We start from the raw sequence: 26623 nt of genomic DNA, 5'->3' as shown, positions 1-26623 counted from the left end.
TCGGGCCACGCTGACATGATGGTCGCCATGTCCCCGACGGCTTCGCGCGACCAGCTGCTCGAGGATCTCGACGAGGAGCAGCGCGAGGCGGTGCTCGCGCCGCGCGGGCCGGTGTGCGTGCTCGCGGGCGCCGGCACCGGCAAGACCCGAACCATCACCCGGCGCATCGCACACCTGGTGACGGCCGGGCACGTCGCGCCAGGTCAGGTTCTCGCAGTGACGTTCACCCAGCGTGCGGCGGGGGAGATGCGGGCGCGGTTACGCACCCTCGACGACGGCACCGGCACCGGGGCGGTGCAGGCGCAGACCTTCCACGCCGCGGCGCGGCGCCAGCTCGCCTACTTCTGGCCCCGTGTCGTCGGCAGCACGGACTGGCAGCTGCTCGACTCGAAGTTCGCCGTCGTGGCTCAGGCGGCCAACCGCACCGGGCTGCCCACCGGCACCGACAACGTGCGTGACCTCGCGGGCGAGATCGAGTGGGCGAAGGCGTCGTTGATCAGTCCCGAGGACTACGCGGCGACGGTCGCCCGGTTGGGGCGTGACATTCCGTTCGACGCTGCGAAGGTCGCCGCCGCCTACGCCGGATACGAGGCGCTGAAGGCCCGCGGCAACGACCTGATGCTCCTCGATTTCGATGATCTGCTCCTGCACACCGCCGCCGCCATCGAGAACGACGCCGCGGTCGCGAGTGAGTTCCGGGATCGCTACCGCTGCTTCGTGGTCGACGAGTACCAGGATGTGACGCCGCTCCAGCAGCGGGTGCTCGACGCCTGGCTCGGCAACCGCGACGATCTGACCGTCGTCGGTGACGCCAACCAGACCATCTATTCGTTCACCGGCGCGTCACCCCGCTACCTGCTCGACTTCTCGCGGCGCTTCCCCGAGGCCGCCCTGGTGCGGTTGGAGCGCGACTACCGGTCCACGCCGCAGGTGGTGTCGCTGGCCAACCGGGTGATCGCGGCGGCCCGCGGCCGGATGGCGGGGAGCCGGCTGCATCTGGTCGGTCAGCGTCCGCCCGGTCCGAACCCGACGTTCACCGAGCACCCCGACGAGGTCGCCGAGGCCGCCGCGGTGGCGCGCAGCGTGAAACGGCTCGTCGAATCCGGCACCGCGCCGGCGGAGATCGCGGTGCTGTACCGCATCAACGCGCAGTCGGAGGTGTACGAGGAGGCGCTCACCGCAGCCGGTGTCCCGTTCCAGGTGCGCGGCGGTGAAGGTTTCTTCAGTCGCCAGGAGGTGCGCCAAGCGCTCGTGGCGTTGCAGCGCGCCGCCGAGCGGGGGGTCGACGGCCCGCTGCCCGAGCTCGTTCGCGGGACGCTCGAACCGCTCGGACTGACGGCTGAGCCGCCTGCCGGTACCCGCGCCCGGGATCGCTGGGAAGCGTTGTCCGCCTTGGCCGATCTCGTCGACGACGAGGTCGCGCAACGCCCGCAGCTCGACCTGCGCACACTGCTGACCGAGCTGCGGCAGCGTGCCGATTCCCGGCATCCCCCGGTGGTGCAGGGCGTCACGCTGGCGTCGTTGCACGCCGCGAAAGGCCTGGAGTGGGATGCGGTGTTCCTGGTCGGTCTGGCCGACGGCACCCTGCCGATCTCGCATGCACTGTCCCATGGCCCCGACAGTGAACCCGTCGAGGAGGAACGGCGTCTGTTCTACGTCGGAATCACCAGGGCGCGTGTGCATTTGGCGCTCAGCTGGGCGCTGGCCCGCACGCCGGGCGGGCGTCAGGGGCGCAAACCGTCACGCTTCCTCAACGGCATCGCCCCGCAGTCGCAGCGCGAGGACGGCCCCAGCCGGCCACGCAAACCACGCGGCCCCGCACCGCGGTGCCGGGTCTGCAACACCCCGCTGACCGCGTCGGCTGCGATCATGCTCCGCCGGTGCGAATCCTGCCCCTCCGACATCGACGAGCAGTTGCTCGCGCAACTCAAGGACTGGCGGCTGCGCATCTCGAAGGAGATGAACGTGCCGGCTTTCGTGGTGTTCACCGACAACACGCTGATCGCCATCGCCGAGGCGCTGCCGACCGACGACGCCGCCCTCGTCGCGATCCCCGGGATCGGCGCCCGCAAGCTGGAGCAGTACGGCGCCGACGTGCTCGCCTTGGTCAAAGAGCGCCAGAAAGCGTAAAGATCGCGCCAAAAGCGCTGGTCAAAAATGTGTTGAGAGTTTTTCCTGATACCGTCTAGCCTCAGAGCAACACACGTAAGGTCCGCGTGCGAAAGGAGGGTGCCGCCATCATGATCAGCAAGCACATGTTTGTCGCCGTAGCCGGCACCCCGTGGTTCCCGCATGCGTTTGTCGGGGTGCATTCCGCGCCCACCGCTGCCGTTGCCGCCGCCACGCGTAAGCGTCGCGCCATTGCCGGCACGGCTGCCGCGTCCGTGAGGGGCTTCCTCTAGAGAGAAGCCTCGACCGCCACCCCAAGGCCACGGACCCGACATCGGATCCGTGGCCTTCGTCTTGTGAAGACCTGGTCACCGATCCCTGACAGAACTCACCAAATGACAGAACGACCAGGAAGCGAAAGGACCGGACATGTCTTCCCTGACATGTGAGAGATCGAAGCTCGCGGTGCCGTGTCACGTCGAGGACCCTGACCTGTGGTTCGCCGAGGACCCGCGCGATCTCGAACGCGCCAAGGCGCTGTGCGGAGATTGCCCGTTCCGGCGCGAGTGCCTGACCGCAGCGCTGGAACGGCAGGAGCCGTGGGGTGTGTGGGGCGGCGAGATCCTCGAACGGGGCACGGTCATCGCTCGCAAACGGCCGCGGGGCCGTCCACGCAAAGACGCCAAAGATCCTGTGGCGGCGTGACCGTCGACCCCGGCGCTACACCGCGTCGGGGTCGACGAAGCCGGGCACCGTGCGTTCGGCGATGCTGCGGGTCGGCACGTGGGCGTCGAGCTGGCAGGAGATCGCGACGATCGACGCGATCACCCGCATCGGAATGGCCAGCTTCGGCGGGATGTCCATCTGCCGGGCGGCCTTGATCTGACCCGCTGCCTTGTCCAGTTCCAGAGTTGTCATGCGCTGCAACCACTTACGCGTGTAGTGGAACTCGGGCACCTCCAGCGGTTCGACGTATTGCTTGAGCATGTCGTCGATCTCGCGGGTGGAGACCTGCTGTCCCTTCTGGATGAAGCCGGCCCTCTCCATCGTGGGCAGCAGCTTGTCGTAGTTCTTGTCCAGCGCGTAGCGCATGATCTGACCCAGCTCGACCGGCCAGCCGCCCGGCATGGGTGCGACGGCGCCGAAGTCGATGACGCCCATCTTCTCGTCGGGCATCAGCATGAAATTGCCGGGGTGGGCGTCGCCGTGCACCATCTCCAGCCGCGTCGGCGCGTCGTTGCAGAACTCGAAGAGCCGCGTGGCCATCAGGTCCCGCTGTTCCTGCGTGCCCTCACGGATGATGTGCGACAGCGGAATTCCCTCGATCCACTCCTGGATCACCACCTTCGGGGCGCTGGCCACCACGTTGGGCACCACGAAGTGCGGATCGCCGGCGTAGGCCTTGGCGAAGGCGCGCTGGTTGTCGGCCTCGAGCCGGTAGTCCAGCTCCATCTCGGTGCGTTCGATCAGCTCGTCGACCACCCCTTGGACGTCGGCGCCGGGGCTGAGCTGCTTGAGCACGCCCACCATGCGCTGCATGGTCTTCAGGTCGGCGCGCAGCGCCTCGTCCGCCCCCGGGTACTGGATCTTGACGGCGACCTCGCGGCCGTCGCCCCACACCGCCTTGTGCACCTGGCCGATGCTGGCGGAGGCGACAGATTTGTCGTCGAACGACTGGAACCGGTCCCGCCACTTGGTGCCCAGCTGCTGGTCGAGCACGCGGTGGACCTTTGCTGCGGGCAGCGGCGGAGCTTCGCGCTGCAGCTTCGTCAGCGCCTCGCGGTAGGGCTTGCCGTACTGCTCGGGGATGGCGGCCTCCATGACCGACAGGGCCTGCCCGACCTTCATCGCGCCACCCTTGAGTTCGCCGAGGACCGTGAACAATTGCTGGGCGGCCTTGTCCATCAGCTCGGCGTTGACCTCGTCTTTGGACTTGCCGGTCAACCGTTTGCCGAAGCCCAGCGCTGCACGCCCGGCCATGCCCACCGGCAAGGAAGCCAGTTTGGCGTTGCGCGCGGCGCGCCCCCGCTTGATGTCGCTCACCAGTCCATCATCCACGACCCAGCTGAACTTCCAACCGCGGACCGTGAACCACAGATGATCTTCAGCACGAGCAGTCCGGGTGCGACGACCACCGACGCGCCGTCACGGCGCCGCTGTCCACGTCGAACTCGAGCGTGGTGTCGACGGTCGCCGGCGCCGGGGTGGCGGGCCCGGCGCCGGGGTGCACGACGCGCAAGATGCGCGTGATCTCGCGCAGCGCCAGACCCGCGGTGGCCAGCACGGTGGCGCGGTCGGCGGTGCCGACGGTGCGGGACAACTGCGTGGCGACCGCCGCCCAGGCGGGATCCTTGTCGCTGCGATGCAGGTCGGCGCACCGTAGGCAGCTGCTCGCGCCGGGGATGACCAGCGGTCCGATGAGGCCGGTGCCGTCGCGGACGCGGACCGCGAGGTGGGGGACGCCGGCCTCGTGAAGCTCGCGCGCCACCCGGGGGTCGGCCACCAGGTAGTCGGTCAGGACGGCAAGGTCAACTCCGGCGGGCGCGGCGTGCGCCCTGCTGCTGGAGCTGACGCGGACGCCGGACCCGGCCAGCGTGGAGGCGATCAGGTCCGACAGCGGTCCGTCCCCGTGCACCCGCACCGACGGCGACCGGGTGGGCGGAGGCGTCGCGGCGGTGAGGACGCCGGTGTCGACGAGGTGGGTGATCAGGTCGGTGACCACGGCGGCGTCGGCGCCGTGGCCGGCGGCCAGCAGCTGCAGTTCGGGCAGGGTCGCGGCGGCTTGCAGGGCGCGCAGCAGGTCAGCGAGGACCCCGGCGGCGAGCCCAGGCGGCGGATGGACGACGACGGCGCGACGCGGATCCCAGCCGACCTGCACGGTGCCGTCCGGGCGCGACAGCACAGGAGTGGCCGAGTCCAGGGCGTAGCGCGTCATGCGACGACACTGACACGCCGACCCCGCGTCGAGCCGAGTTATCCACAGGCCTCAGGCGTCGCGCGGTGGGTCCTCATCGCCTTCGGCGAGCGCGGCTTCGATCGCGCTGTCGAGATCGCTGGTGTCGCCGCCGATCACCCGGTCGATGAAGCTCGCCGGCTCGTCGAGGTCGGCAGAGCTCGGCAGCAGATCCGGGTGGGCCCACACGCCGTCGCGGGCGTCGGCACCGACGGCTTCGGTCAGCTTCTCCCACAGCGCCGCGGCTTCCCGCATCTTGCGGGGCCGAAGTTCCAGGCCGACGAGCGTCGCGAACGTCTGCTCGGCCGGCCCACCGCTGGCGCGGCGGCGTCGCAGCATCTCCGACAGCGCCACCGTGCCGGGGATGCGGTCACCCAGCGCCTGCGACACCACCGTCTGCACCCATCCCTCGATCAGGGCGAGCATGGTCTCGAGCCGTTCCAGCGCGGCGGACTGCTCCGGCGTCGCCTTGGGTTCGAAGATGCCCTGGTTGAGCAGCTGCTCCATCTGCGACGGGTCGGTCAGCGACGCCGGGTTGAAGTCGCGGGCGAACTCTTCGATGCCGCTCATGTCGATCTTGGTGCCCTTGGCGAAGGCTTCCACGGCGCCCAGCAGCTGCGCCGAGAGCCACGGCACGTGACTGAACAGCCGGTGGTGCGCGGCCTCCCGCGCGGCCAGGAACGTGACGACCTCGCTGCGCGGCTGCTCGAGCCCGGAGGCCAGCGCCTCGACGGCCTCGGGCATCAACGCCGCGACACCCTTGGGGCCCAGCGGCAGGCCGATGTCGGTCGAGGTCAGCACCTCTTTCGACAGCGTGCCCAGCGCCTGGCCCAGCTGGGAGCCGAACGCCATACCGCTCATCTGCGACATCATCGCCATCAGCGGACCGGCCATCGCCTGGGCTTCCTCGGGCAGCGCCTGCGCCCACACCGTCGAGAGCTGCTGGGCGACGGGGTCGCACAGCCGCTTCCACGTCGGGATCGTGTTGTCGATCCAGTCGGTGGGCGTCCAGGCCACGGTGCGGGTGGTGCCCGCCGGTAACGGCGTCACACCGTCGAGCCACGTCTCGGCCAGGCGCACCGCGTCGCCCAGTGCCGAGGTCGTCTGCTCGGAGACGGGGGCGACGAAGCCGATCGAGTTCGACGCGAGCTGGCGTGCGAGGTCGTAGTTCACCGGGCCGCTGCCAGACTTCGCGGTGCCGCTGAACATCTCACCGAGTTGGGAGAAGATCTGCCCGAGCTGCGACATGTCGAACTGGCCGCCGGGGAACGCGCCGCCGAACGGATCGCTGGGACCGGAGCCCGAACCGGACTCGTCCTTGCGTTTGTCGCGCTCAGGATCGTCCCCGGAAGAGAAGCCGAAAGGCAGGTCAGGCATGGCCTCAACGGTACTCATCGCCGCGCGTCGATGTGGGCGCGCGGGTCACGCTGAGAGTGAACCTGCCCGTGACCTCTACTGTGAACGGCGTGAACAGGCGGATTGCCACCCTGATCGTGGCGCTCGTGCCGATCATCGTGTTCGGCGTGCTCGCGACGACGGTGTCGGTGCCCTATGTCGCGCTCGGGCCCGGGCCGACGTTCAACACGCTCGGTGAGGTGGACGGCAAGGAAGTCGTCGACATCGAGGGCACCGACGTCAAGCCCACCAGTGGGCACCTCAACATGACCACGGTCTCGCAGATGGACGGGCTGACGCTGGGGCAGGCGTTGATCTTCTGGGCATCGGGGCGCGATCAGCTGATCCCTCGCGAGCTCGTCTACCCGCCCGACAAGTCGCGCGAAGAGATCGACGAGGCGAACACCACCGACTTCCGCAACTCCGAGGACAGCGCCGAGTACGCCGCCCTGTCCTACCTCAAGTACCCGACGGCGATCACCGTGCAGAGCATCGACGAAAAGGGGCCCTCTAAGGGCAAGCTGCAGGCCGGCGACGCGATCGACGCCGTGAACAACACCCCGGTCGCGAACCTCGAGGAGTTCAGCAAGATCATCGAGGGCACCACACCCGGCCAGAAGGTCGTCGTCGACTACCGGCGCAAGAACGAGCCCGCCGGCATCGCCGAAATCACGCTGGGGTCCCGGCCGGACCGTCCGCACGGCGTCATGGGGGTCAACGTGCTCGACGCGCCGTGGGCGCCGTTCTCCATCGATTTCCATCTCGCCAACATCGGCGGTCCGTCGGCGGGCCTGATGTTCAGCCTGGCGGTGGTCGACAAGCTGACCACCGGCGATCTCAACGACGGCAAGTTCGTGGCGGGCACCGGCACCATCACCCCGGACGGCGAGGTCGGCCCCATCGGCGGCATCACGCACAAGATCACCGCGGCCAAGGAGGCCGGCGCCTCGGTGTTCCTGGTACCTGCCGACAACTGCGACGAGGCGACGTCGGCCGACGAGAAGGACATCGAGTTGATCAAGGTGGACACCCTCACCCACGCCATCGATGGACTGCGGACGCTTTCCGCTGGTGGCGAACCTCCTCGCTGCTGAGGCGGGTCGACGATCTCGATCAGTAGAGTGACTGGACAACTGCTGGGAACATCCGAGAGTGGAGTAGTCGAGTGAGTATGCGGCCGGCGGCCAGAATGCCGAAGCTGACGCGGCGAAGCAGGATCTTGATCGCCATCTCGCTGGTGGTGGTCCTGCTGTTGCTGATCGGACCCCGGTTCGTCGACGCCTACGTCGACTGGCTCTGGTTCGGCGAGCTCGGCTACCGGTCGGTGTTCACCACGCAGATCGTCACCCGTCTCCTCATCTTCCTGGTGGTCGGGCTGGTGATCGGCGCCGTGGTGTTCGCCGCGCTGGCGTTGGCCTACCGCACCCGTCCGGTGTTCGTACCGACGGCAGGTCCCAACGATCCGATCGCGCGGTACCGCACCGCGGTGATGTCGCGTCTGCGCCTGATCGGCATCGGGGTGCCGGCGTTCATCGGTCTGCTGTCAGGCTTCGTCGCGCAGAGCTATTGGGAGCAGGTGCAGCTGTTCCTGCACGGTGGCCAATTCGGCATCTCTGACCCGCAGTTCGGCATCGACCTCGGCTTCTACGCCTTCGACCTGCCGTTCTACCGGCTGGTGCTGTCCTACCTGTTCGTCGCCACGTTCCTGGCGTTCATCGCAAATCTGCTGGGGCACTACCTGTTCGGCGGTATTCGTCTGTCGGGCCGCACCGGTGCACTGTCCCGGGCGGCGCGCATCCAGCTGATCACGCTGCTCGGCGTCCTGATGCTGCTCAAGGCGGTGGCCTACTGGTTCGATCGGTACGAGCTGCTCAGCCACACCCGCGGCGGTAAGCCCTTCACCGGCGCCGGCTACACCGACATCAACGCTGTGCTGCCCGCGAAACTGATCCTGATGGCCATCGCGGTGATCTGTGCGGCCGCGGTGTTCTCCGCGATCGTGCTGCGTGATCTGCGGATTCCGGCGATCGGCGTGGTGCTCTTGCTGCTGTCGTCGCTCGTCGTCGGTGCGGGCTGGCCGCTGGTGGTCGAGCAGATCAGCGTGCGCCCCAACGCGGCGCAGAAGGAAAGTGAGTACATCGGCCGCAGCATCGCCGCGACGCGGCAGGCGTATGGCCTGACCGAGGACGAAGTCACCTATCGCGATTACCCGGGCAACGCACCGGCGAGTGCGCAGCAGGTGGCTGCCGACCGGGCCACCACGTCGAACATCCGGGTGCTCGACCCGAACATCGTGAGCCCCGCCTTCACGCAGTTCCAGCAGGGCAAGAACTTCTACTACTTCCCCGATCAGCTGAACATGGACCGCTACCCCGATGCCGACGGCAACCTGCGGGATTACGTGGTGGCTGCGCGTGAACTCAACCCGGACCGGTTGATCGACAACCAGCGCGACTGGATCAACCGACACACCGTGTTCACCCACGGCAACGGCTTCATCGCGTCGCCGGCCAACACCGTGCGCGGGGTGGCCAACGACCCCAACCAGAACGGTGGATACCCGGAGTTCCTCGCCAGCGTCGTCGGCGCCAACGGTGAGGTGCTCTCACCCGGGCCTGCTCCGCTCGATCAGCCGCGGATCTACTTCGGTCCGGTCATCGCCAGCACCTCGGCCGACTACGCGATCGTCGGCAAGAACGGTGCCGATCGCGAGTACGACTACGAGACCAACACCGACACCCGCAACTACACCTACACCGGCGCCGGCGGTGTGCCGCTGGGTAACTGGTTCAACCGCAGCGTGTTCGCGGCCAAGTTCGCCGAGCGGAACTTCCTGTTCTCCAACGTCATCAACAGCAACAGCAAAATCCTGTTCAAGCGCGATCCGTCCGAGCGGGTCAAGGCCGTCGCGCCGTGGCTGACCACCGACACCGCCACCTATCCGGCGATCGTGAACAAGCGCATGGTGTGGATCGTCGACGGTTACACCACGCTGGACAACTACCCGTACTCGGAGTTGACGTCGCTGTCCTCGGTGACCACGGACTCCAACGAGGTCGCGATGAACCGGCTGCTGCCGGACAAGCAGGTGTCCTACATCCGCAACTCGGTGAAGGCCACCGTCGACGCCTACGACGGCACCGTGACGCTCTACGCCCAGGACGAGTCCGATCCGGTGCTGCAGGCGTGGATGAAGGTGTTCCCGGGCACGATCAAGCCGAAGAGCGAGATCAGCCCCGAGTTGCAGCAGCATCTGCGCTACCCCGAGGACCTGTTCAAGGTGCAGCGCGCGTTGCTGGCCAAGTACCACGTGGACGATCCGGTGACGTTCTTCTCGACGTCGGACTTCTGGGACGTGCCGCTGGATCCGAACCCGACTGCGAGCAGCTTCCAGCCGCCGTACTACATCGTCGCGAAAAACCTTGCCGAGAACAACAATTCGACGTCCTTCCAGCTGACCAGTGCGATGAACCGGTTCCGGCGGGACTTCCTGGCGGCCTACATCAGTGCCAGCTCGGATCCGGACACGTACGGCAAGATCACGGTGCTGACGATTCCGGGCCAGGTCAACGGTCCGAAGCTGGCGTTCAACGCGATCAGCACCGATACCGCGGTCAGCCAGGACCTGGGTGTCATCGGTCGCGACAACCAGAACCGGATCCGATGGGGCAACCTGTTGACGCTGCCGATGGGGCAGGGCGGATTGCTCTATGTGGCACCGGTGTACGCCTCGCCGGGGTCCAGCGATGCGGCGTCGTCGTATCCGCGTCTGATCCGTGTCGCGATGATGTACAACGACAAGATCGGTTACGGCCCCACGGTGCGTGACGCGCTGACCGATCTGTTCGGTCCCGGTGCCGACGCCACCGCGACAGGCCCGGCGCCCACCAATGCGCCTGCGGGGCAACCGCAGTCGAACACGCAGGGTGCCGACCAGCCGCCTGCCGCCGCGCCGCCGAATCAGCAGGGTCAGACTCCGCAGAACCGGCCGGAGGTGCCGGTGGCGGTGCCGCCTGCCGGCCCGACGCAGCTCTCCGCGGCCAAATCGGCTGCGCTGGAGCAGGTCAACACCGCGCTGGACGCCCTGCAAGAGGCGCAGCGTAGCGGTGATTTCGCGCGGTACGGCGAGGCGCTGCAACGCCTCGACGACGCGGTGAGCGAATACAAGTCGGCCCCGTAACACGCCTCCGCCGGTGCGGTATCGGTTGCTCGGCCCCCTGCAGGTGGTCGACGAGGAAACCCTGGTGGACATCGGTCCGCCCAAGCAGCGGGTGGTCCTAGCGATGCTGGCGCTGGCCGCCGGACGGGTGGTCTCGGTCGACCGCCTCGTCGACGCGGTGTGGGGGGAGGACATCCCGGCCAGTGCGACGGCGAGCCTGCAGGCCTATGTGTCGAACCTGCGGCGCGCCCTGCGCGGCGCGTCGGCCGAGACGCAGATGGCGTCCCCCATCGTGCGCCGTCCACCCGGTTACGTGCTCGACGTCGATCCCAACAGCATTGACCTGACGGTCTTCACCGGTGCATGTCAGCGTGCCGGGGCCGCGATCGAGGCGGAGGACTGGGAGGCGGCGGCCGTTGCCGCTGACTCCGCGCTGAGCTTGATCCGCGGCGGTCTGCTCGATGACATGGCCGACGCGCGGTGGCTGCGCGACGACGCGGCCCGGTTCACCGAGATGCGGATCGAATGTGTCGCGAACAAGGTGGTCGCGCTGCTGGCACTCGGCAAGGTCGCGGCCGCGGTGAGCGAGGCGGCAGCGCTGCGCACGCTCGATCCGTTCGCCGACCGGGGATGCCGGTTGCAGATGCTGGCGCTGTATCGGGCCGGACGGACAGCCGAGGCCCTGGAGGCCTATACCCGGCACGCGCAACGACTCGACGAGGAGCTGGCCCTGGAGCCCGGGCACGAGCTGCGGGAGCTGCAAACGGCGGTGCTGCGGCAGGCCCCCGAGCTGTCCGGGTGGCCGCGCGCGGCGGAATGGACGGGGGCAGCGACCATTCCGGTACCTGCTCCGGTCGGCCTCGACGCTGCGCCGGCGGCCGGGGTGCCGGCCAGGTCGCCGATGGTCGGTCGGCGGCGGGAACTGTCGCGGGTTCGGGAGCTGCTGGCCCGGGTGAACGCGGGCGCGACGCGATGGCTGGTGCTCTCGGGCCCGCCGGGGATCGGCAAGACCCGGCTGGCCGAGGAGGTCGGCGCGATGGCCGCGGCCGGCGGCGGTGACGTGGTGTGGGTCAACTGTCCCGACGAGCGGGCCATCCCACCGTGGTGGCCGATGCGCCAGCTGGTGCGTGCGCTGGGCGGCGACCCGGATGACGTGTTGCAGGTGCCTCCACATGCCGACCCTGATACCGCGCGATTCCTTGTTTACGAAAGGGTCCAGTCGCTCCTCGAGGCCCCACCCCGGATGCTGACGGTGGTGGTCGACGACGTGCAGTGGGCCGACACCGCGTCGGCGAGCTGCCTGGCCTACATCGCGAGTGCGTTGCGTGATCATCGAGTGCTGATGGTGCTGACGGTGCGCGATGGGGACCACGCCGCGGAGGTGGCGCGGCTGTTGAGCACGGTGGCACGCGGCGAGGACAACCGTCACATCGCGGTCCCCGCGCTGTCGTCGGAAGACGTTGCGGCGCTGGCCAATGTCGTGGCCGAGGATCCGGTGACGGCCGACGAGGCCGCGGAGCTGGCCGCGCGCACAGGAGGTAATCCCTTCTTCGTCTCTGAGTACGCGAGGTTGCCCCGAGACGAGCGCGCCGCCAACGAGATCCCCCGTGCGGTGCGGTCGGTGCTCGACCGCAGGCTCGCTGCGCTCGATCCCGCGGTGATGGCCGTCTTGCGTACGGCCGCGGTGATCGGTGATGTCATCGACGCCGCCGCAGTCCCGGTGCTGGCGGCGGCGACCGGGCTGGATCTGGACACGCTCGCCGACCACCTCGACGAGGCGGCCGACGAACGCATCGTCGTCGCGGCGCACGCCACCGACGGCTACGAATTCGCCCACGGCCTCTTGCGCGATCAACTGCTGGCCGGCATCCCCGCGCTGCGCCGACAACGCATGCACGCCAAGGTCGCTGATGTCCTGGCTGACTCTGTGGAACCCGATGCGCCGACTCGCCGAGCGCAACATCTGATCGCCGCGCAGCCGCTGGTGGAGCCGGCGGTCGTGGTGCTGGCCTGTCGGTTGGCGGCCGAACAGGCGACCGCACAGTGGAGTTCGGACATCGCGGCGCGATGGTGGCAGGCTGCACTAGACGCCTATGACCGGCTGCCTGCGCATGCGCGTGACGATGCCGAGCGTGACGCACTGACTGTCGAACTGCTGGAAGCACATTCGCGCGCCGGGCGGGGACAGTTGGTTCTCGACAGCGTCCAGCGATCTCTGAGCGAGGCGTTGCGGGCGGGGCGTGCCGCGACGGCGGGCCGGGTGGCCAGCGCGCTGCTGCGAGCCAGCGGGTGCTGGCCGTGGTTGGCCCCGGGGCGCGACCCGGGCGAGCTGTTGGGCCTGTTGTCGCAGGCGGCTGCACTGGTCGGCGACGATCCGGCCGCGGCGGCGCGAGTGCTGCCGGCGCTGGCCGTCGGACACTGCTATCACCCAGATCCGGCTATGGCGGCCGGTCTGCTGCAGCGCGCCGAGCAGGTGGCTGAGCAGACCGGAGACATCGACGTGCTGGCCGACGTGCTCATCGGCCGGCTCATCACCTACTCCGGGGTGAGCAGTGTGAGCGAGCAGATCCTGACCTGGGTCGAGCAGCTGGAAGGTCTGCGACACAGTCGTTCTCGAGAAGATGCGGTGATCGCCCACTCGGTGGCGACGATGGCGGCGATGTATCTGGGGGATGTGGCGGGCACCCGGGCGCATCTGCGGGCGGGTATCTCCGGCAGCGAGGAGTTGCAGCTACCGGTGCTGCGCGCCCAGCTGCGCTGGATGGAGGCAGTGCTGGCGATGTGGAGCGGTGACTTCGCCGAGGCGCGTCGCCATCACGCCACTGCGGCGCACGTGCACGAGCAGACCGAGCTCTATGAAGCGGGCAGCGGACTGCTGGCCGCGGCGTCACTGTTGCGGGAGACCGGAGAAGGGCTTGATCCCAGTTGGGCCGAGCTGCGGGCCAACACCGAGACCGGCGGACAGGGGATGGTCGGCGTGGTGCGCGCCGCGCTTCTGACGATGGCGCGGACCCCCGACGTGCGCGCCGAGGCGACGGCCATGCTGCGCGAGTGGCACGAGACCGTCGACCGGGGTCACATCTGGACGACGCTGGGGCATCAGACCCTTCTTGCGCACTTGGCGGCCGATCACGGTCTGTCCGAGTTCGCTGAACCCCTGCTCGGTCAGCTGACGCCGCATCGTGAGCGCATTGCGGTCATCGGGCAGGTCGGGCTCGCCGGTCCGGTGGCGCTGGCCACCGCCCGCCTGCACGCCGCGCTCGGTGATGTCGACCAGGCACGCGCCGATCTGGCCACGGCCCGGGCGCTGGCGGAGCGGACCGGGGGAGCGCCCACGCTGCTGCGCTGCCGGCTCCTGGAGTGCGAACTGGCGGACCCGTCGCCGCAGCGCGCAGAAGCGGCCGCCACGCTCGCCGCTGACGCCGAGCGGGCCGGCATGCACGGCGTCGCCGACTCGGCGAGACTCTTGTTCTGAGCGCCCTTGTTCGGCGAGCGCGCGTGTCTGCACACCGACACGCCGTGACATGCGTGCCGTGGCGCACGCTCACGGCCGGCGAACGCGCGGCCAAGGCCCGATACTGACGCTTGGATTTCACTTGGTGCGCCGCCCCAAGCCGTTGCCAAGCCCCGTCGGTGATGCTGAGCGCACCACCAGGGCTTGAACGAGAGGACTCCGATGACGATGACCACCGACGTGACGCGCGACGACGTGCTGCGCACACTGCGCGACCATGTCGCCACCCATGTGGCGCTGCCGGGGGAGCCCGGCTACGAGCGTTGTGTGCCGTGGAATGTGGCCGCAGCGGTGACGCCCGCGGCGGTGGTCCTGGCGACCTCCCCCGAGGACGTGGCCGGCACGGTGCGGTTTGCAGCGGCGCACGGGTTCACCGTCACGGTGCAGGCGACGGGACACGGCGCCGTCGGGGTGGGGCCGGAGACCATCCTGGTGTCGACCGCGGCGATGAAGCACTGCGCGGTGGACGCGCTGAACCGCACCGCCCGCGTGGGCGCAGGCGCGCGCTGGCAGGACGTGCTGGACGTCGCGACGCCGCACGGTCTGGCGCCTCTGTGCGGGTCCGCGCCCGGCGTCGGTGTGGTCGGCTTCCTGACCGGCGGGGGGATCGGGCCTCTTGTCCGCACCGTCGGATTGTCGTCGGATCATGTGCGGGCCTTCGACGTCGTGACTGGCGAGGGACGCGTGCTGCGCGCGACGCCGGAGGAGAATGCCGACCTGTTCTGGGGTCTGCGCGGAGGGAAGGCAACGCTGGGCATCGTCACGGCTGTGGAGATCGACCTGCTGCCGATCGCCGAGTTCTACGGCGGGGCACTGTTTTTCGACGGTACTGACGCCCGCCCGGTATTGCACGCATGGGCGGCCTGGTGTGCCGACCTGCCGGAGTCGGTGAACACCTCGTTGGCGATCCAGCAGCTGCCGCCGCTGCCCGGCGTGCCAGAAGCGTTGGCGGGCAGGATGACCGTGGCGGTGCGGTACACCGCGCTGTGTGACACGGCCGAGGCGGAGCAGCTGCTGGCGCCGATGCGCGCGGCCGCTACTCCGTTGATGGACACCGTCGGTGTTATGCCGTACGCGGCGATCGGTGCGGTGCACGGGGATCCGGTGGACCCGATGCCGGTCACGGAGAACCACGCGCTGCTCTCGGAGCTGACGCCGGAGGCCGTCGACGCGCTGCTGGCTGCCGCGGGCCCCGGGTCGGGTTCGCCGCAGGCGATCGTGGAACTGCGGATGCTGGGCGGCGCGTTGGCGCGTGAGCCGAGGCATCGCAGCGCGTTCTGCCACCGCGACGCGGCGTACTGCGTGGCGACGATCGGGTTGGCGGTGCCGGAGATCGTCGAGATGGTCGCACAGCACGCGGCGGCGGTGGTCGCAGCTGTCGAGCCGTGGTCGACGGGCGGGCAGATGCCGAACTTCGCGCCGTCGTACGACGCTGCTCGCGCGGCGCGGGTCTACAGCGAGGACACGCTGCACTGGCTGGCTGCGCTGGCCGACCGCTATGACCCCGCAGGGGTGCTCGCGACCGGCCAGGTCATCCGCACCCGCCGGGGGTGATTCCGCTCACGTGAGAGTGCGTGTCTGCGGCGAACAGCCCGTTGCAAACAGCGAGGTCGCGCACGCTCGCGTCAGCCGCGCAAGCGCTTGAGCAGGCGATTTGGAGCCTTGCCGACCGCCCCGGTAACCTAGCGTTCACCCGTCGCGGGGTGGAGCAGCTCGGTAGCTCGCTGGGCTCATAACCCAGAGGTCGCAGGTTCGAATCCTGTCCCCGCTACTAATGTGATGTCGCAGGACATCGGAATAGCCGCGGACCTACTTTAGGTCCGCGGTTTTTTCCGTTTGGGGCCTTTGGGGGCGCCGGTGGGTTGGTAGTCCCTGGTGGGGTCGAGTGTGAAGTCGCGTAGGACTTCTCCGGTGGCGGCGTTGATGACGGTGATGTGGTGGTCCTGGGCGAGGATCAGGACGCGGGTTCGGTAGTGGTGGCGGCCGATGCCGATGTGGTGCAGGCGTCCGTTGACGCGCAGAGTGATCGCTCCGGCTTGGTCGACGCGGTCGGTGCGGACACGGTTGTGGGTGTCGATGCGCGTTGCTGGGTCGGCTTTGGGGCGGCTGGTGTAGATCACTGCTGGGGTGGCTCTGTGGGGCAAGGAGCGGTGGGGGCGGCGGTGGTTGTATTCGTCGACGAAGGTGTCGAGTTGGGTTTGGAGTTCGGCGATGGTGGTGGCGCGGGGTTGGCCGGTGAGCCATTTTTTGAGGGTTTGGTGGAAGCGTTCGACTTTCCCGCAGGTGGTGGGGTGGTGCGGGGTGGAGTTGATGTGGTGGACGCCGAGGCGGTGGAGTTCGGCTTCGAAGGCGTTGCGTCCGCCTTTGCCGCCGGCGAGGCGGGTGGTGAAGACCATGCCGTTGTCGGTGAGTGTGGAGTAGGGGATGCCATGGCGGGCAGTGGCTTTGGTGAATTCGGTGACGACGATGGCGCCGGTGATGCGGCGGTGGGCGGTGACGGAGATGGCCAGGCGTGAGCAGTCGTCAAGCCAGCACAGGATTTCGGTGTCGGCTCCGTGTGTGAGGCGCCAGTGGGTGAAGTCGGCTTGCCAGCGTTCATTCGGTTGGGCGGCGGCGAAACGGATGTAGGAGCTTTTGGGGCGTTTCTGCGGGGTGGGTTCGACGAGGCCGGCGCGGGTGAGGTGGCGGCTGATCGTCGCGGCTGATACACGCAGGTGGTGGTGGTGTTCGAGGTGCCAGGCGATGGTGTGGGGGCCGGCGTCGAGGCCTTTGCCGGTCAGGGTGCGGCGCAGGTCGATGATGAGGTCGATGGTGGATTGTGGGAGCCGGCCTGGGCTGGTGTGGGGGCGCCGGGAGCGGGGTTCGAACGCGGCGTCGCCGTCGAGGGTGTAGCGCTTGATCAGCCTCGAGATCCAGCTTTAGGAGACGCCGTAATCGCGGGCGACCTGCGATTGTGAGCGGCCCTCGACAAGGACTGCGGTGATGACCAGACGAGCCTTCGACACCAGCCGAAACTGGCTGAATTACCTATGCCGATGTCGTGAGACACCCTATTCCGATGTCCTGAAACACCACACTGTCCCCGCTACTCAGTGAAACGGCCCTCGGAGGAAACTCCGGGGGCCGTTTTCATGTCTTTTGTGAACCCAGCCATGCGCATTACTTGGTGACGAGTGGAGGGTCGGGTCCGAGAAGGAACGAGGCGGCCTGCTCGTTGGCTCCTGGTCGTCCTTCTTCACCACGTGTGCGCAGGTTTCCAGGAAGAACCCGACGTGGGCATGTCGGCTCCGGTCATTGACCATTTTTGGGCTACATACCCGCCTCCAACGCCGCTGTGGCGTATGAGCGCCGGAGGTGCTGAACATGGATGCGCGCGGGCCCTGCGCGCAGGTAGGCGGTCGAATCGCCGGATGGTGTCCGGGCGTGGGGTGGGCGCCCGTCTTGGTAGGTGATGACGTTCACCTCTCGAACTCGACGTGAGCATGCCATCACCACGCGGCAGTACTGATTTCGACAACCACCTTGCCGAACGGACCCCGGTCCAGATGATCCAGTGCGGCGGCAAGGTCTTCAAAGTCGTACTTTCGATCGATCACGGGTCGTAGGTGCGCGTCGTCGACGAAGCCGACGAGATCTTCTAGTGCCCGCCGATGCCCGGTTCCGATTCCGTGAATCGTGATGTCCTTGAACAGCAGTGGCTCGACCGCGGTTTCGACGGTCCAGCCGCCGACCGCGCCGATCAGGTAAATGCGCGCACCCACGCTTGCGACTTGTGCTGCCGCATTCAGGTGAGCGCCGCCTACCACCTCGAGGACGTGGTCGACTCCGCGATCGGCAGTGATGCGCCACAGCTCCTCGGCCCAGTCGTCGCGTGTCCGGTCGATGACGTGGTCGGCTCCGAGTTCTTCAGCCCTCGCACGGTTTTCGACGCGGCCTGAGACGATCACCGTGGCTCCGTGCGCTTTGGCGATCTGCAGCCCGAATAGCGCGACGCCACCCGTACCCTCGACGAGCACGGTATCCCCGGAGCGCACACCACCGCGCTCGACAAGTCCGAACCACGCGGTGAGGCCGGCGGTCACGAGGGTGGTTGCTTCACCGGCGTCCAGTGTCGTCGGCGCACGCACCACCCACTCTTCGGGCAGTACCACGTACTCGGCCAGGACACCGGGGTAGAACCCGCCCAGCGTCCGGTACCAGAGGTGGCGAGCGTCGCCCGGGCGGGGGCCATCGATCCAGTCGGGAGTGATCGTGGACAGCACGCGGTCACCCGTGCGGACCCGGGTTACAGTTTCGCCGACCGTCACCACCGTTCCTGCCATGTCCGACCCGGGGGTGAACGGGAGCTCCAAGGGGAGACCGCGGCCGCTGTCGATCACCATCTTGTCGCGGTGGTTCAACGCCACCGCCGCGACGCGGACCAGCACCTCATGTGCCGCCGGAGGCGGGATCGACACATCTCTCAACCGAAGGTGCTCCCGACCCACACCGTCCATCTCCCAGCGCCTCATCGTCACCGCCATGAATCTCTCCTTCACCGAATCACGCCCGCGGCGACCGCTCAGCCAGCGCCCACCCCATCACGCCGCAACATCGAAGTCCGCAACGTTGTTCCGACGCCGCGCGGAAGCCAGTCGGGATCGACTACTGGACCGAGCAGGAGGGCAGCCGCGGACCCGACTTCGCCGCAAACTCCTCGGCCGTCTGCGACCAAATGCGTTCGGCGACTCCCTGAGCTGACACCTACCGGGCGCGACGTTTCGTTTGATCCTGCATTCCCACCGCAACGCCTGTGGTTGCTGATTCCTGGACCAAAAGCGCTGTCGGACTTCGTGTTTCGGACTCCTCAGTCCGCCGCCGTTCCGGCAGCGCGCAGCGCGATGGCCGCATCGTCGAACTGAGCCGCCTGCGCTTGAATCCGGGCGATCTCACTGGGCCGCTTGAGCAGACCGCGCACGGCGATGATGGCGACCTGCTCGCCGACGCGCACCGCTTCCTCCGCACGGTCGTCGTGGTCGGTGTGCAGCCGGGTGCGCTTCTGTGCTCCCTCGTCGAAGTTGAGGAGCAGGCCGGCGGTTTCCTCGCGGTCGCACTCGATGAACTTGCCCTCGTTGATCGCGGCACCGATGAGGTCGACCACCCAGTTCTTGAGTCGTTCGTAGTCGGCCCAGAACTGGTGGAAGTCGGCACGCTGCGCGTGAGCAATGCGCTGGATCTCATTGAAGTCGATCGGCGAGAGCGCCAGCTGCATGGTGTCGAACCGCAACAGCCGATAGAGCTTCACTGCCGGTGACCCGGAGCCGGCGCCGACCTCGGCGATGAACCTCAGCGGTGCGCGGTTGACCACCAGCGTCTCACCCAGCAGTTGCTCTTTGTTGCGGAACCAGTAGTACAGCGACGACTGCTGCAGACCCGCCGCGCGGGCGATGTCACTCATTGTCGTTTGCGCGTAACCCTTTTCGCTGAACAGCCGAGTCGCGGCGTTGACGATGCCCGCGCGGGGCGATCCCGCGGGTGCTGATTCGGCGTCACGGCGGGGCCGTCCGATTGTGCGGACCTGCGCGCGCCGCTCGGATGGTGGCACGGGTGTCACTGTACGACGGTCAGCTCACCGGCGGCTGTTCGACGTGGGCACGGACGACGACGTCGCGCGCCGCGGACACCACATCGCGCCACAGTTCGAGCCCGAAGCTTTCAGATGCGCGCGACGGATGACCGGTCACTCCGTTCGTCGACACCGACCCCACGGGGTAGCGGAAGACGAGTCCTTCGGTCCGGTCCGGGTCGTCTGCGTGCGCCATGGCCTCGACGTCCACCAATTCTGGCCGTACCGCCAGCATCAACGAGGTCTCCGCGGCGTTGGCGTGCCAGTCGATCGCGTCGGCGGTGGCGCGCCGGGCGATGTCGGCCGTGAGATCCCACCACTGCATGACCCCGATGCGCGCCTGCGGCAGGTCGCGCCTGAAGTGATCGCAGGCGATCCATAGAGCGGCGGCGTTTCCGACGTGGCCGTTGACGAACAGCACGCGTCGCACACCGGAGTCGACGCAAGCACGCGCGACGCGGTAGGCGGTCGCCGCCGTCTCCTCACCACTGAACGCCACCGTTCCGGCCAATGCCGACCCGTGGAACAGGCTGGAGCCATAGGCAATCGGAGGTAGTACGAGTGCGATGTCACCGGCGGCGGCATCGGCGACCGCGGCAGCCAGGATGGTGTCGGTGCCGACGGGTAGGTGCGGGCCGTGCTGCTCGGTCGCCCCCACCGGGATGAGTGCGACGCAGTCCGGGTCGGCGGCCGGGCGGTGCGTGAGCTGCGTCGAGGTGAGTTCTTCCCAGCGGTGGCTCACCAGAACCTCAGATAGCGGTCGGTCTCCCACGACGACACGTGAGCGGTGAACGAGTTCCACTCGGCCCGCTTCTCGGCGATGTAGGAGTCGAACATCGCGTCGCCGAAGACGTTGCGAACCAGAGGATCCGCCTCGAGCGCGTCGATCGCCTCGCCCAGCGATCGAGGCAGCCAACCGATCTGACGGGCGGCCAACTCCTCCTCGGACAGGCTGTAGAGGTTGTCGCGGTTGGGCTCTCCGGGGTCCAGGCCTTCGCGGATGCCCTCGAGGCCGGCGGCCAGCATCAGTGCGGCGCCGAGGTAGGGGTTGTTCGCGCTGTCGGCGGCGCGGCATTCGACGCGTCCACCGCCCCTGGGTATCCGCATCATGTTGGTGCGGTTGTTGTCGCCGTAGCAGGCGAAGATCGGCGCCCAGGTCAACCCGGACATGCTGCCCTGCTTCACCAGCCGTTTGTAGCTGTTCACGGTCGGGGCGATCACCGCGCAGATCGCCGACGCGTGGCGCAGTATCCCGGCGGTGAAGTGGTACCCCAGCTCGGACAGTCCGCATCCCCGCCTGTCGTCGCCGTCGGCGAACAGGTTTCGGCCGTCGGTGTCGGCCAGCGACATGTTGTAGTGGGCTCCGCTGCCGGTACGGTCGGCGAACGGTTTGGGCATCCAGGATGCGAACAGACCGTGCTTTCGGGCGATCTCGCCGACCATCATGCGGAAGAACACCAGCCGGTCGGACATGGTGACCGCGTCGGTGTAGGTGAAGTCGGTCTCGAACTGCCCGTTGCCGTCCTCGTGGTCGAACGAGTAGACGTCCCACCCCAGGTCGTTCATGGCCGACACGATCTCGTCGACCACCGCATAGTTGTGCAGCAGCCCGCGCAGGTCGTAGCAGGGCTTGTCGAGGTTGTCGTCGGCACTGGCCGGAGCCGGTGTGCCGCTGGCATCGCTGAGCAGAAAGAACTCGGTCTCGATACCCAGGTTGAACGTGTACCCCAGCTCGGCGGCTTCGGCGGTGACCCGCTTGAGAATGCCTCTGCTGCAGGCTTCGAACGGGGTGTCACCGATGTAGAGGTCACCGGGAAACCACGCCACCTCGCGATTGAACGGCGCGATGATGGCCGCGCCCAGATCAGGGTGCGGGGCAACCTCGTCGTCGTTGACGTCCTGCGGCACCCCGTCCAGCGCGGCGCCGGTGAACATCTCGGAGCCGCGTGCCGCCTGTCCCAGGTGCCCGAGCGGCACCATCTTGGCCTTCGGTTTGCCATGCATGTCCACGAAGCTGATCGCGGCGTACTTGACTCCCGCCGCGGTCAACCGCTCGGCAATCTCGGCGACATCGGATGGGGCCTGAGTGTGCGCCGACTGTCCGTTCAGTGTCTCTGTCACGGTGTGCTCCTGTCTGGCCGATACGGGATCTGTTGACGAGTTCGAACCCACGACCGAGGCCCCTGCAGAACTTCGGCAAATACCGCGAGAGACGATGTCGGAGGGAACGTCCGTCAGGGACGCCATGGCCAGAGACGTTAAGCGTGCTGTGTTTCTGATCTGTTTCCCGGTGGTAAATGAGTTATTGAAATTATCCGGGCGCAGTGCACTGGAAACAACCCATGTGAACTGGTGGTCAAATACCGCAGACGTCGATGAGTCATCGAAATTCGGCTTGTAGGGTGTTGCCTGACGCGGTGGATCACTCCGTCGACTCCGCATCACTCGCGTTCACGGCTTATGTCGCATGCGTGAGGTAGGTCGACATGCCACTGGTCGAGAGCGTCGCCATGCCGCCAACCACCGTGTGGCCGTGAATGCGCGACACCGGTCACTGGCATCGGTGCGGCGGCAAGGCCCGGTTTTCTCGGACAGCAGCCAGTGCCCCGCAGCCAGCAGAGGTCCTCGTTCCTCGTCGAAGTGACCAAGGGCCCGAGACATCACTGCGCCACCGGTTCTAGCGTCGGGAGAGCAGACGAAAGGTGGCGTCATGACCGCACAACACATGCCGAAACCCCGCGGAATCGTTGCCGCAGTGGACGGCTCACCGGAATCCGACACGGCAGTGGCGTGGGCCGCACGTGACGCATCCCTGCGTGACGTTCCGCTCACCGTGGTGCACGTCGCGCCCTCAGATGAAGTCGGCCCGTGGCTCGACCTGCCCATCGCCGAGGAGTACCTCGCCGAAAGAGACCGCGAATCCCAGGAGATCGTCTCGCGGTCGGTCGATCTCGCTGAAGCGGCCTTGACGGGTCGGCGATCCGTTCCCGTTGAGAAGGCCATGGTGCGAGGACCACTGATGCCGGCCCTGCTCGATCTGTCCAAGGACGCGGACATGATGGTGGTCGGATGCCGAGGGCTGGGACCCCTGGAGGGCCTGCTGCTGGGCTCGACGAGTTCGGCCCTCGTGCACCACGCGCACTGCCCGGTTGCCGTCGTCCACGAGCAATCGGGCGCGGCGACGGCGGTCACCGCGCCGATCGTGGTCGGTGTCGACGCCTCGCCCTCATCCGAGCTGGCGATCGCGATCGCCTACGACGAGGCGTCGCGGCGCGGCGTCGAGTTGGTCGCCGTCCACACCTGGATGAACAGCGCGGACTTCTACGTCGATGTGACCGCCGCGGACATGGCCCAGCAGGCGGATGAGGAACTCGCGCAACGGCTTGCGGGATGGGGGGAGCGCTATCCCGATGTCGCGGTCCGTCGCGTCGTCGGTCAGGACAGCGCTGCCCACCGGCTCATCGAGGAGTCCGCCTCCGCCCAGCTGCTGGTGGTCGGAAGCCATGGTCGCGGCGGGTTCGCCGGTCTTCTGCTGGGTTCTGTGAGCTGGGCTGTGGTGCAATCGGCGAAGATCCCGGTGATCGTCGCCCGTCAGTCCTGACGCGGACATCATCGACACGGCGATGGGCGCACTGGGTGTGTGGTTCCGGCGTTTGGCGGGCGTCAATCCACTGATACGAACCACCGACCGCTGGGAGGCGGCGCTGCTCTCTGCGGTCGTTGCCGTTGCCATCGCGACGATTCCCGTCGCCGGTGCGGTGGGCACGGCCACCTACGACCGTCTGTCTCGCACCTACACGGCGGAAAGAGCGGTGCGTCAAGAGATCACGGCGACCGCCCGCGCCGACAGCCGAGAGGTGCCCCAGGCCTACGGAAGTGCCCACGTCACCAGCGTGGCGTGGAGTCACGACGGCGTCGCCCACACCGACGACATCGACACGCCTCGCCTGCGTGCCGGCGATGAGGTCCCCCTCTGGGTCGACGGCGACGGCAACCGTAGCGCACGGGTGCCGAGTGACACCGATGCTGCCGTGCAGGCGGTCGTCACCGCCCTGGGGTTGTGGATCGCTCTCGCCGGCGTCGCCGCGGCCGCATACTCGGCAGCGCGGATGACGTTCAACAGCATGCGTTTCGCGGCGTGGGACCGGGAGCTCGACGATCTCGCGGACAACGGCGGCAGGACGAACATCCCATGAACGCGACCGGTGGGCAACGCTGTGTCGTCGTCGGGGTCGACGGCTCCCTCGCATCATTGAACGCCGTCCGTTGGGCTGCTGCGGAAGCCGTCGCGCAAGATGCGGTTCTGCGCCTTGTTCACGTCACGCAACGGCCGGTCGACAAGGTGGACGGGGACCTGGCATTGATCCGGGCGGAACGGACCGCGGTAGACGCCGCGCCGTCGGTGCGGGTCGAGGTCGCCTCAGCGGTCGGCGTTCCCGGCACGGTCCTCCTGCGCGAGTCCGAACGCGCGGTGATGGTGTGCATCGGAGCCAAACACCGTCCGCATCAGAGCGAGTCGGTCTCGATCGGCCCGACCGGTCGCGCGCTCGCGGAGGGATCTCACTGTCCGGTGGCGATCATCCGAACGCGCCGGGACGGAACGCCGCAGACCGACGGTGTCATCTCGGTCGTGTTGTGTGACGAGGACGGCAACGACGACGTCGTGCATCTCGCCATGCACGAGGGGCGACTTCGCCACGCGACGGTGCGCCAGATCGACCGGCGGGCGGTGAGCTGGATCCGACGCTATCCGGATGTCCACGTCGAGACGGTCGCGGCGGGAACGGGGTACCACTACGACCGCCACGATGACGACGAGGTGGGCCTGGCCGTCGTCGGGATGGGGGACGCGCGCCGACTCGCTTCGGTCGCGACGCCGAACTGCCATCCGATCCTGGGCTATCCGGACTGCTCGCTGCTGCTCGTCAGGACGTGACGCGCGCGTTCAGGCGGCCCGGCGGGCTCACAGATCATGACGTTGAAGCTGAGATCCGGTTCGGAGGCGGGCGGTGTGGTCGAGACCAGCTCGGTGATTCCGGCGCCGCGGTCATGCGGCACGACCGCGAGTGCGATCTCGTCGCGGTGCCGGGCGAGGTAGTTCAGGATGTTGCCGGGGACGGCCACGGGGCGCATGTCGAGCCCGGGATGCTGTTCGCGCCACGCGGCGAGCCGCCTCTGCAGCCGCGTGCGGACCATGCGCGACACCGCACCGGCCGAACCGTCCTGAATGTCGGGATAGCGGGCCGGCCATGCGGTCACGACGCGCAGTGGGAGCCCTCGCAGAAGCGCTTCGTCGATGCCGCGCCGCAACGCCAGATCACCGGCGGGGGAGTCGTCGACCTCGGCCACCACGCAGCTCGCAGAAGATGCCGCAGTAGGTGAATGGATCACCGCCAGAGGGCAGTCCACCGGGGGTACGACAGCCAGCACGGTGGCCCATCTGTGCCCCATTCCCGCATGCTCTCGCCCTGATGAGCCGATGCAGAGCATGGCAGCATGACGGGCCTGCTCGCGCAGAACGTCTGTGACATCGCCTGCGGCCAGCTGAGTTTCGACCTTGACCTGTTTTCCCGTGGCCTCGATCGCTGCGGTGACGGTGTCGACGATGTCGGACGCGCGGTCGATGTCGTGGGCCGTTGTCGGTCGGTCGCGGCGCGGCACGACCTGCAGCAGTCGTACGGGAATGTCCCGACTCACCGCCTCGTCGACCGCCCACAGCGCAGCGGCTGTCGCCGAGCGGGAGCCGTCCACCCCGACGAGTACGGCCGGCGATTGATGCATGGTGCCTCACTCCCTGATCCGCAAGACCTCGGACACGGGCCGTCGCGGTGTCTTCGGGGTGAGATCGTCGTGACCGCACGATGACCCGATGCGGACCAGCACCTGCGGAATACTCGACGATCCGGTCAGCGCCGCCACGATGCGACGACTTGCGGGCACCTCGGTCAGGTGGGACAGGGTGCAGGTCGCCAGCCCGGCCATCGTCGCGTCGAGCAGGATCGATGACAACATCTCGCCGCACCGCAGGAGACTGTCCCGGGTGCTGTCCTCGGTGGACAGCACGATGACTCTGCTCTCGTCGGTGGCGATGTCGGGCAGACGATCTCCGGTCCCCGGGGTGGGGAACTCACGGCCGAACGCCACGCGTTCGCTTTCCGAGGGCGACGCCAGCGTGCCGGCGGGTATGCCCTCGCTGATCGCCAGAGGGGTTGTCCAGCCGAAGAGTTCAGCATGGTAGGCGGAGTCGTATCTGCGTGCCGTCCGGGCCATCTCCGACGCCCTGATCAGGTCCGCTCGGGATTCACCGGGCAACACCGCCATCGACACACCCGGCCAGTCATGGGCGACCGGCAGCTGCTCGAGGAACTCTGCGAAGGCGTCCCAGTGCGGAGGGGCGGCGAAGGGGAGTCTGTCGGTGTGCCGGCGCCGTATCGCCTCGGCTCGCTGACGGTAGGCCTCCGCGACGAACCCGGCGGGTCTGAACTCGATGTCGCACAGGTGATTCGGATTGTTGGGGTTCGGGAACCGATCGGTTGTGGCCTGGTAGCCCACGGCCGCCATGGCCACCCGAAAGTGATCGAGCACAGCGCCGCAGCTGATGATGAGTTCCCTGCCCGAAGTGTCGGTGTGGCGCGGCGCCGAGTCGGGGTCGAGGAACAAGGACACGACGTCGCCGGTGCTGATGAATCGCCAGGGCTGGCTGTTGTGCAGAGACGGGGCGCGGCACGCGAGCGCCACTGCGTCGCTGAGGACGTCGAGGTCGACTGTCACGCTGTTCATCGTCAGCTCTCCTCCCGGGTATCGACCCAACGATCCGCTGGGTGCGCCCGGGCGGCCAGAGTCGATGGTCACCAGTTGTCTGATACGGAGGCCCTGGTCCAGGGTCCG

The 26623-nt window shown here is 67.9% G+C and carries 19 protein-coding genes and 1 tRNA gene; 10 read left to right on the top strand and 10 right to left on the bottom strand.

What is annotated here, in order from left to right:
* The first annotated feature begins 27 nt into the window (after window positions 1-27).
* Window positions 28-2130, top strand: a complete 2103-nt coding sequence (locus MHN84_RS01370; protein ID WP_241202840.1) for an ATP-dependent DNA helicase UvrD2 — start codon at window positions 28-30, stop codon at window positions 2128-2130.
* A gap of 408 nt (window positions 2131-2538) precedes the next feature.
* Complete coding sequence (locus MHN84_RS01365; RefSeq protein ID WP_241202839.1) at window positions 2539-2814, top strand: WhiB family transcriptional regulator; 276 nt, start codon at window positions 2539-2541, stop codon at window positions 2812-2814.
* 15 nt (window positions 2815-2829) lie between these two features.
* Here the strand turns inward: MHN84_RS01365 and MHN84_RS01360 are convergent, their stop codons facing one another.
* From MHN84_RS01360 to MHN84_RS01350, 3 genes are read right to left on the bottom strand one after another with little or no spacing between them, the layout of a single operon-like run.
* Window positions 2830-4167 carry an AarF/ABC1/UbiB kinase family protein gene (locus MHN84_RS01360; RefSeq protein WP_241202838.1) on the bottom strand — a complete coding sequence of 446 codons (1338 nt, stop codon included), beginning with the start codon at window positions 4165-4167 and terminating at the stop codon, window positions 2830-2832.
* A gap of 46 nt (window positions 4168-4213) precedes the next feature.
* On the bottom strand, window positions 4214-5044 hold the full coding sequence (locus MHN84_RS01355; RefSeq protein ID WP_241202837.1) for a cyclodehydratase: 831 nt from the start codon (window positions 5042-5044) through the stop codon (window positions 4214-4216).
* Window positions 5045-5095: 51 nt separating this feature from the next.
* Complete coding sequence (locus MHN84_RS01350) at window positions 5096-6439, bottom strand: zinc-dependent metalloprotease (RefSeq protein WP_241202836.1); 1344 nt, start codon at window positions 6437-6439, stop codon at window positions 5096-5098.
* 89 nt (window positions 6440-6528) lie between these two features.
* Here MHN84_RS01350 and MHN84_RS01345 point away from each other — a divergent pair, with 89 nt between their 5' ends.
* From MHN84_RS01345 to MHN84_RS01325, 5 genes are all read left to right on the top strand, one after another.
* Window positions 6529-7551: a PDZ domain-containing protein gene (locus MHN84_RS01345; RefSeq protein WP_241202835.1), complete on the top strand. Its 1023-nt coding sequence runs from the start codon at window positions 6529-6531 to the stop codon at window positions 7549-7551.
* Window positions 7552-7622: 71 nt separating this feature from the next.
* Window positions 7623-10637 (top strand): UPF0182 family protein, encoded by a 3015-nt coding sequence (locus tag MHN84_RS01340; protein ID WP_241202834.1) that lies wholly within the window; start codon window positions 7623-7625, stop codon window positions 10635-10637.
* Window positions 10638-10650: 13 nt separating this feature from the next.
* Window positions 10651-14091, top strand: a complete 3441-nt coding sequence (locus MHN84_RS01335) for a BTAD domain-containing putative transcriptional regulator (RefSeq protein ID WP_241202833.1) — start codon at window positions 10651-10653, stop codon at window positions 14089-14091.
* Window positions 14092-14292: 201 nt separating this feature from the next.
* Complete coding sequence (locus MHN84_RS01330) at window positions 14293-15684, top strand: FAD-binding oxidoreductase (RefSeq protein WP_241202832.1); 1392 nt, start codon at window positions 14293-14295, stop codon at window positions 15682-15684.
* Window positions 15685-15827: 143 nt separating this feature from the next.
* A tRNA-Met gene (locus tag MHN84_RS01325) sits at window positions 15828-15901 on the top strand.
* Window positions 15902-15944: 43 nt separating this feature from the next.
* Here the strand turns inward: MHN84_RS01325 and MHN84_RS01320 are convergent.
* From MHN84_RS01320 to glnT, 5 genes are all read right to left on the bottom strand, one after another.
* Complete coding sequence (locus tag MHN84_RS01320; protein ID WP_241203187.1) at window positions 15945-17030, bottom strand: integrase core domain-containing protein; 1086 nt, start codon at window positions 17028-17030, stop codon at window positions 15945-15947.
* A 588-nt stretch (window positions 17031-17618) separates the two neighbouring features.
* Window positions 17619-18653: an NAD(P)-dependent alcohol dehydrogenase gene (locus tag MHN84_RS01315; RefSeq protein ID WP_241202831.1), complete on the bottom strand. Its 1035-nt coding sequence runs from the start codon at window positions 18651-18653 to the stop codon at window positions 17619-17621.
* Window positions 18654-18976: 323 nt separating this feature from the next.
* A complete protein-coding gene (locus MHN84_RS01310; RefSeq protein WP_308192898.1) occupies window positions 18977-19714 on the bottom strand; it encodes a helix-turn-helix domain-containing protein in 738 nt (245 codons plus the stop codon).
* Window positions 19715-19733: 19 nt separating this feature from the next.
* Window positions 19734-20477 carry a creatininase family protein gene (locus MHN84_RS01305; RefSeq protein ID WP_241202829.1) on the bottom strand — a complete coding sequence of 248 codons (744 nt, stop codon included), beginning with the start codon at window positions 20475-20477 and terminating at the stop codon, window positions 19734-19736.
* The gene (gene glnT, locus MHN84_RS01300) at window positions 20474-21856 is read right to left on the bottom strand and encodes a type III glutamate--ammonia ligase (RefSeq protein WP_241202828.1); all 1383 of its coding nucleotides are present in this window, start codon (window positions 21854-21856) and stop codon (window positions 20474-20476) included. The genes MHN84_RS01305 and glnT overlap by 4 nt, the downstream gene beginning before the upstream one ends.
* Before the next feature lie 589 nt (window positions 21857-22445).
* Between glnT and MHN84_RS01295 the strand changes: the two genes are divergently transcribed.
* Genes MHN84_RS01295 through MHN84_RS01285 form a run of 3 tightly spaced genes read left to right on the top strand, consistent with a single transcriptional unit; the run spans window position 22446 to window position 24671 of the window.
* Window positions 22446-23336, top strand: a complete 891-nt coding sequence (locus MHN84_RS01295) for a universal stress protein (RefSeq protein ID WP_241202827.1) — start codon at window positions 22446-22448, stop codon at window positions 23334-23336.
* A 22-nt stretch (window positions 23337-23358) separates the two neighbouring features.
* On the top strand, window positions 23359-23931 hold the full coding sequence (locus MHN84_RS01290) for a hypothetical protein (protein ID WP_241202826.1): 573 nt from the start codon (window positions 23359-23361) through the stop codon (window positions 23929-23931).
* On the top strand, window positions 23928-24671 hold the full coding sequence (locus tag MHN84_RS01285) for a universal stress protein (protein ID WP_241202825.1): 744 nt from the start codon (window positions 23928-23930) through the stop codon (window positions 24669-24671). The genes MHN84_RS01290 and MHN84_RS01285 overlap by 4 nt, the downstream gene beginning before the upstream one ends.
* On the opposite strand, the gene MHN84_RS01280 is transcribed toward MHN84_RS01285, so the two are convergent.
* Together MHN84_RS01280 and MHN84_RS01275 are read right to left on the bottom strand one after the other, a co-directional pair.
* Window positions 24635-25516: a universal stress protein gene (locus MHN84_RS01280; RefSeq protein WP_241202824.1), complete on the bottom strand. Its 882-nt coding sequence runs from the start codon at window positions 25514-25516 to the stop codon at window positions 24635-24637. The genes MHN84_RS01285 and MHN84_RS01280 overlap by 37 nt on opposite strands.
* Before the next feature lie 6 nt (window positions 25517-25522).
* The gene (locus MHN84_RS01275; protein WP_241202823.1) at window positions 25523-26515 is read right to left on the bottom strand and encodes an NAD(P)H nitroreductase; all 993 of its coding nucleotides are present in this window, start codon (window positions 26513-26515) and stop codon (window positions 25523-25525) included.
* Window positions 26516-26623 lie beyond the last annotated feature (108 nt).

The sequence above is a fragment of the Mycobacterium sp. PSTR-4-N genome, assembly GCF_022348085.1.
Lineage (GTDB): Bacteria > Actinomycetota > Actinomycetes > Mycobacteriales > Mycobacteriaceae > Mycobacterium.
This window is presented reverse-complemented; position numbering and strand designations above follow the sequence as displayed.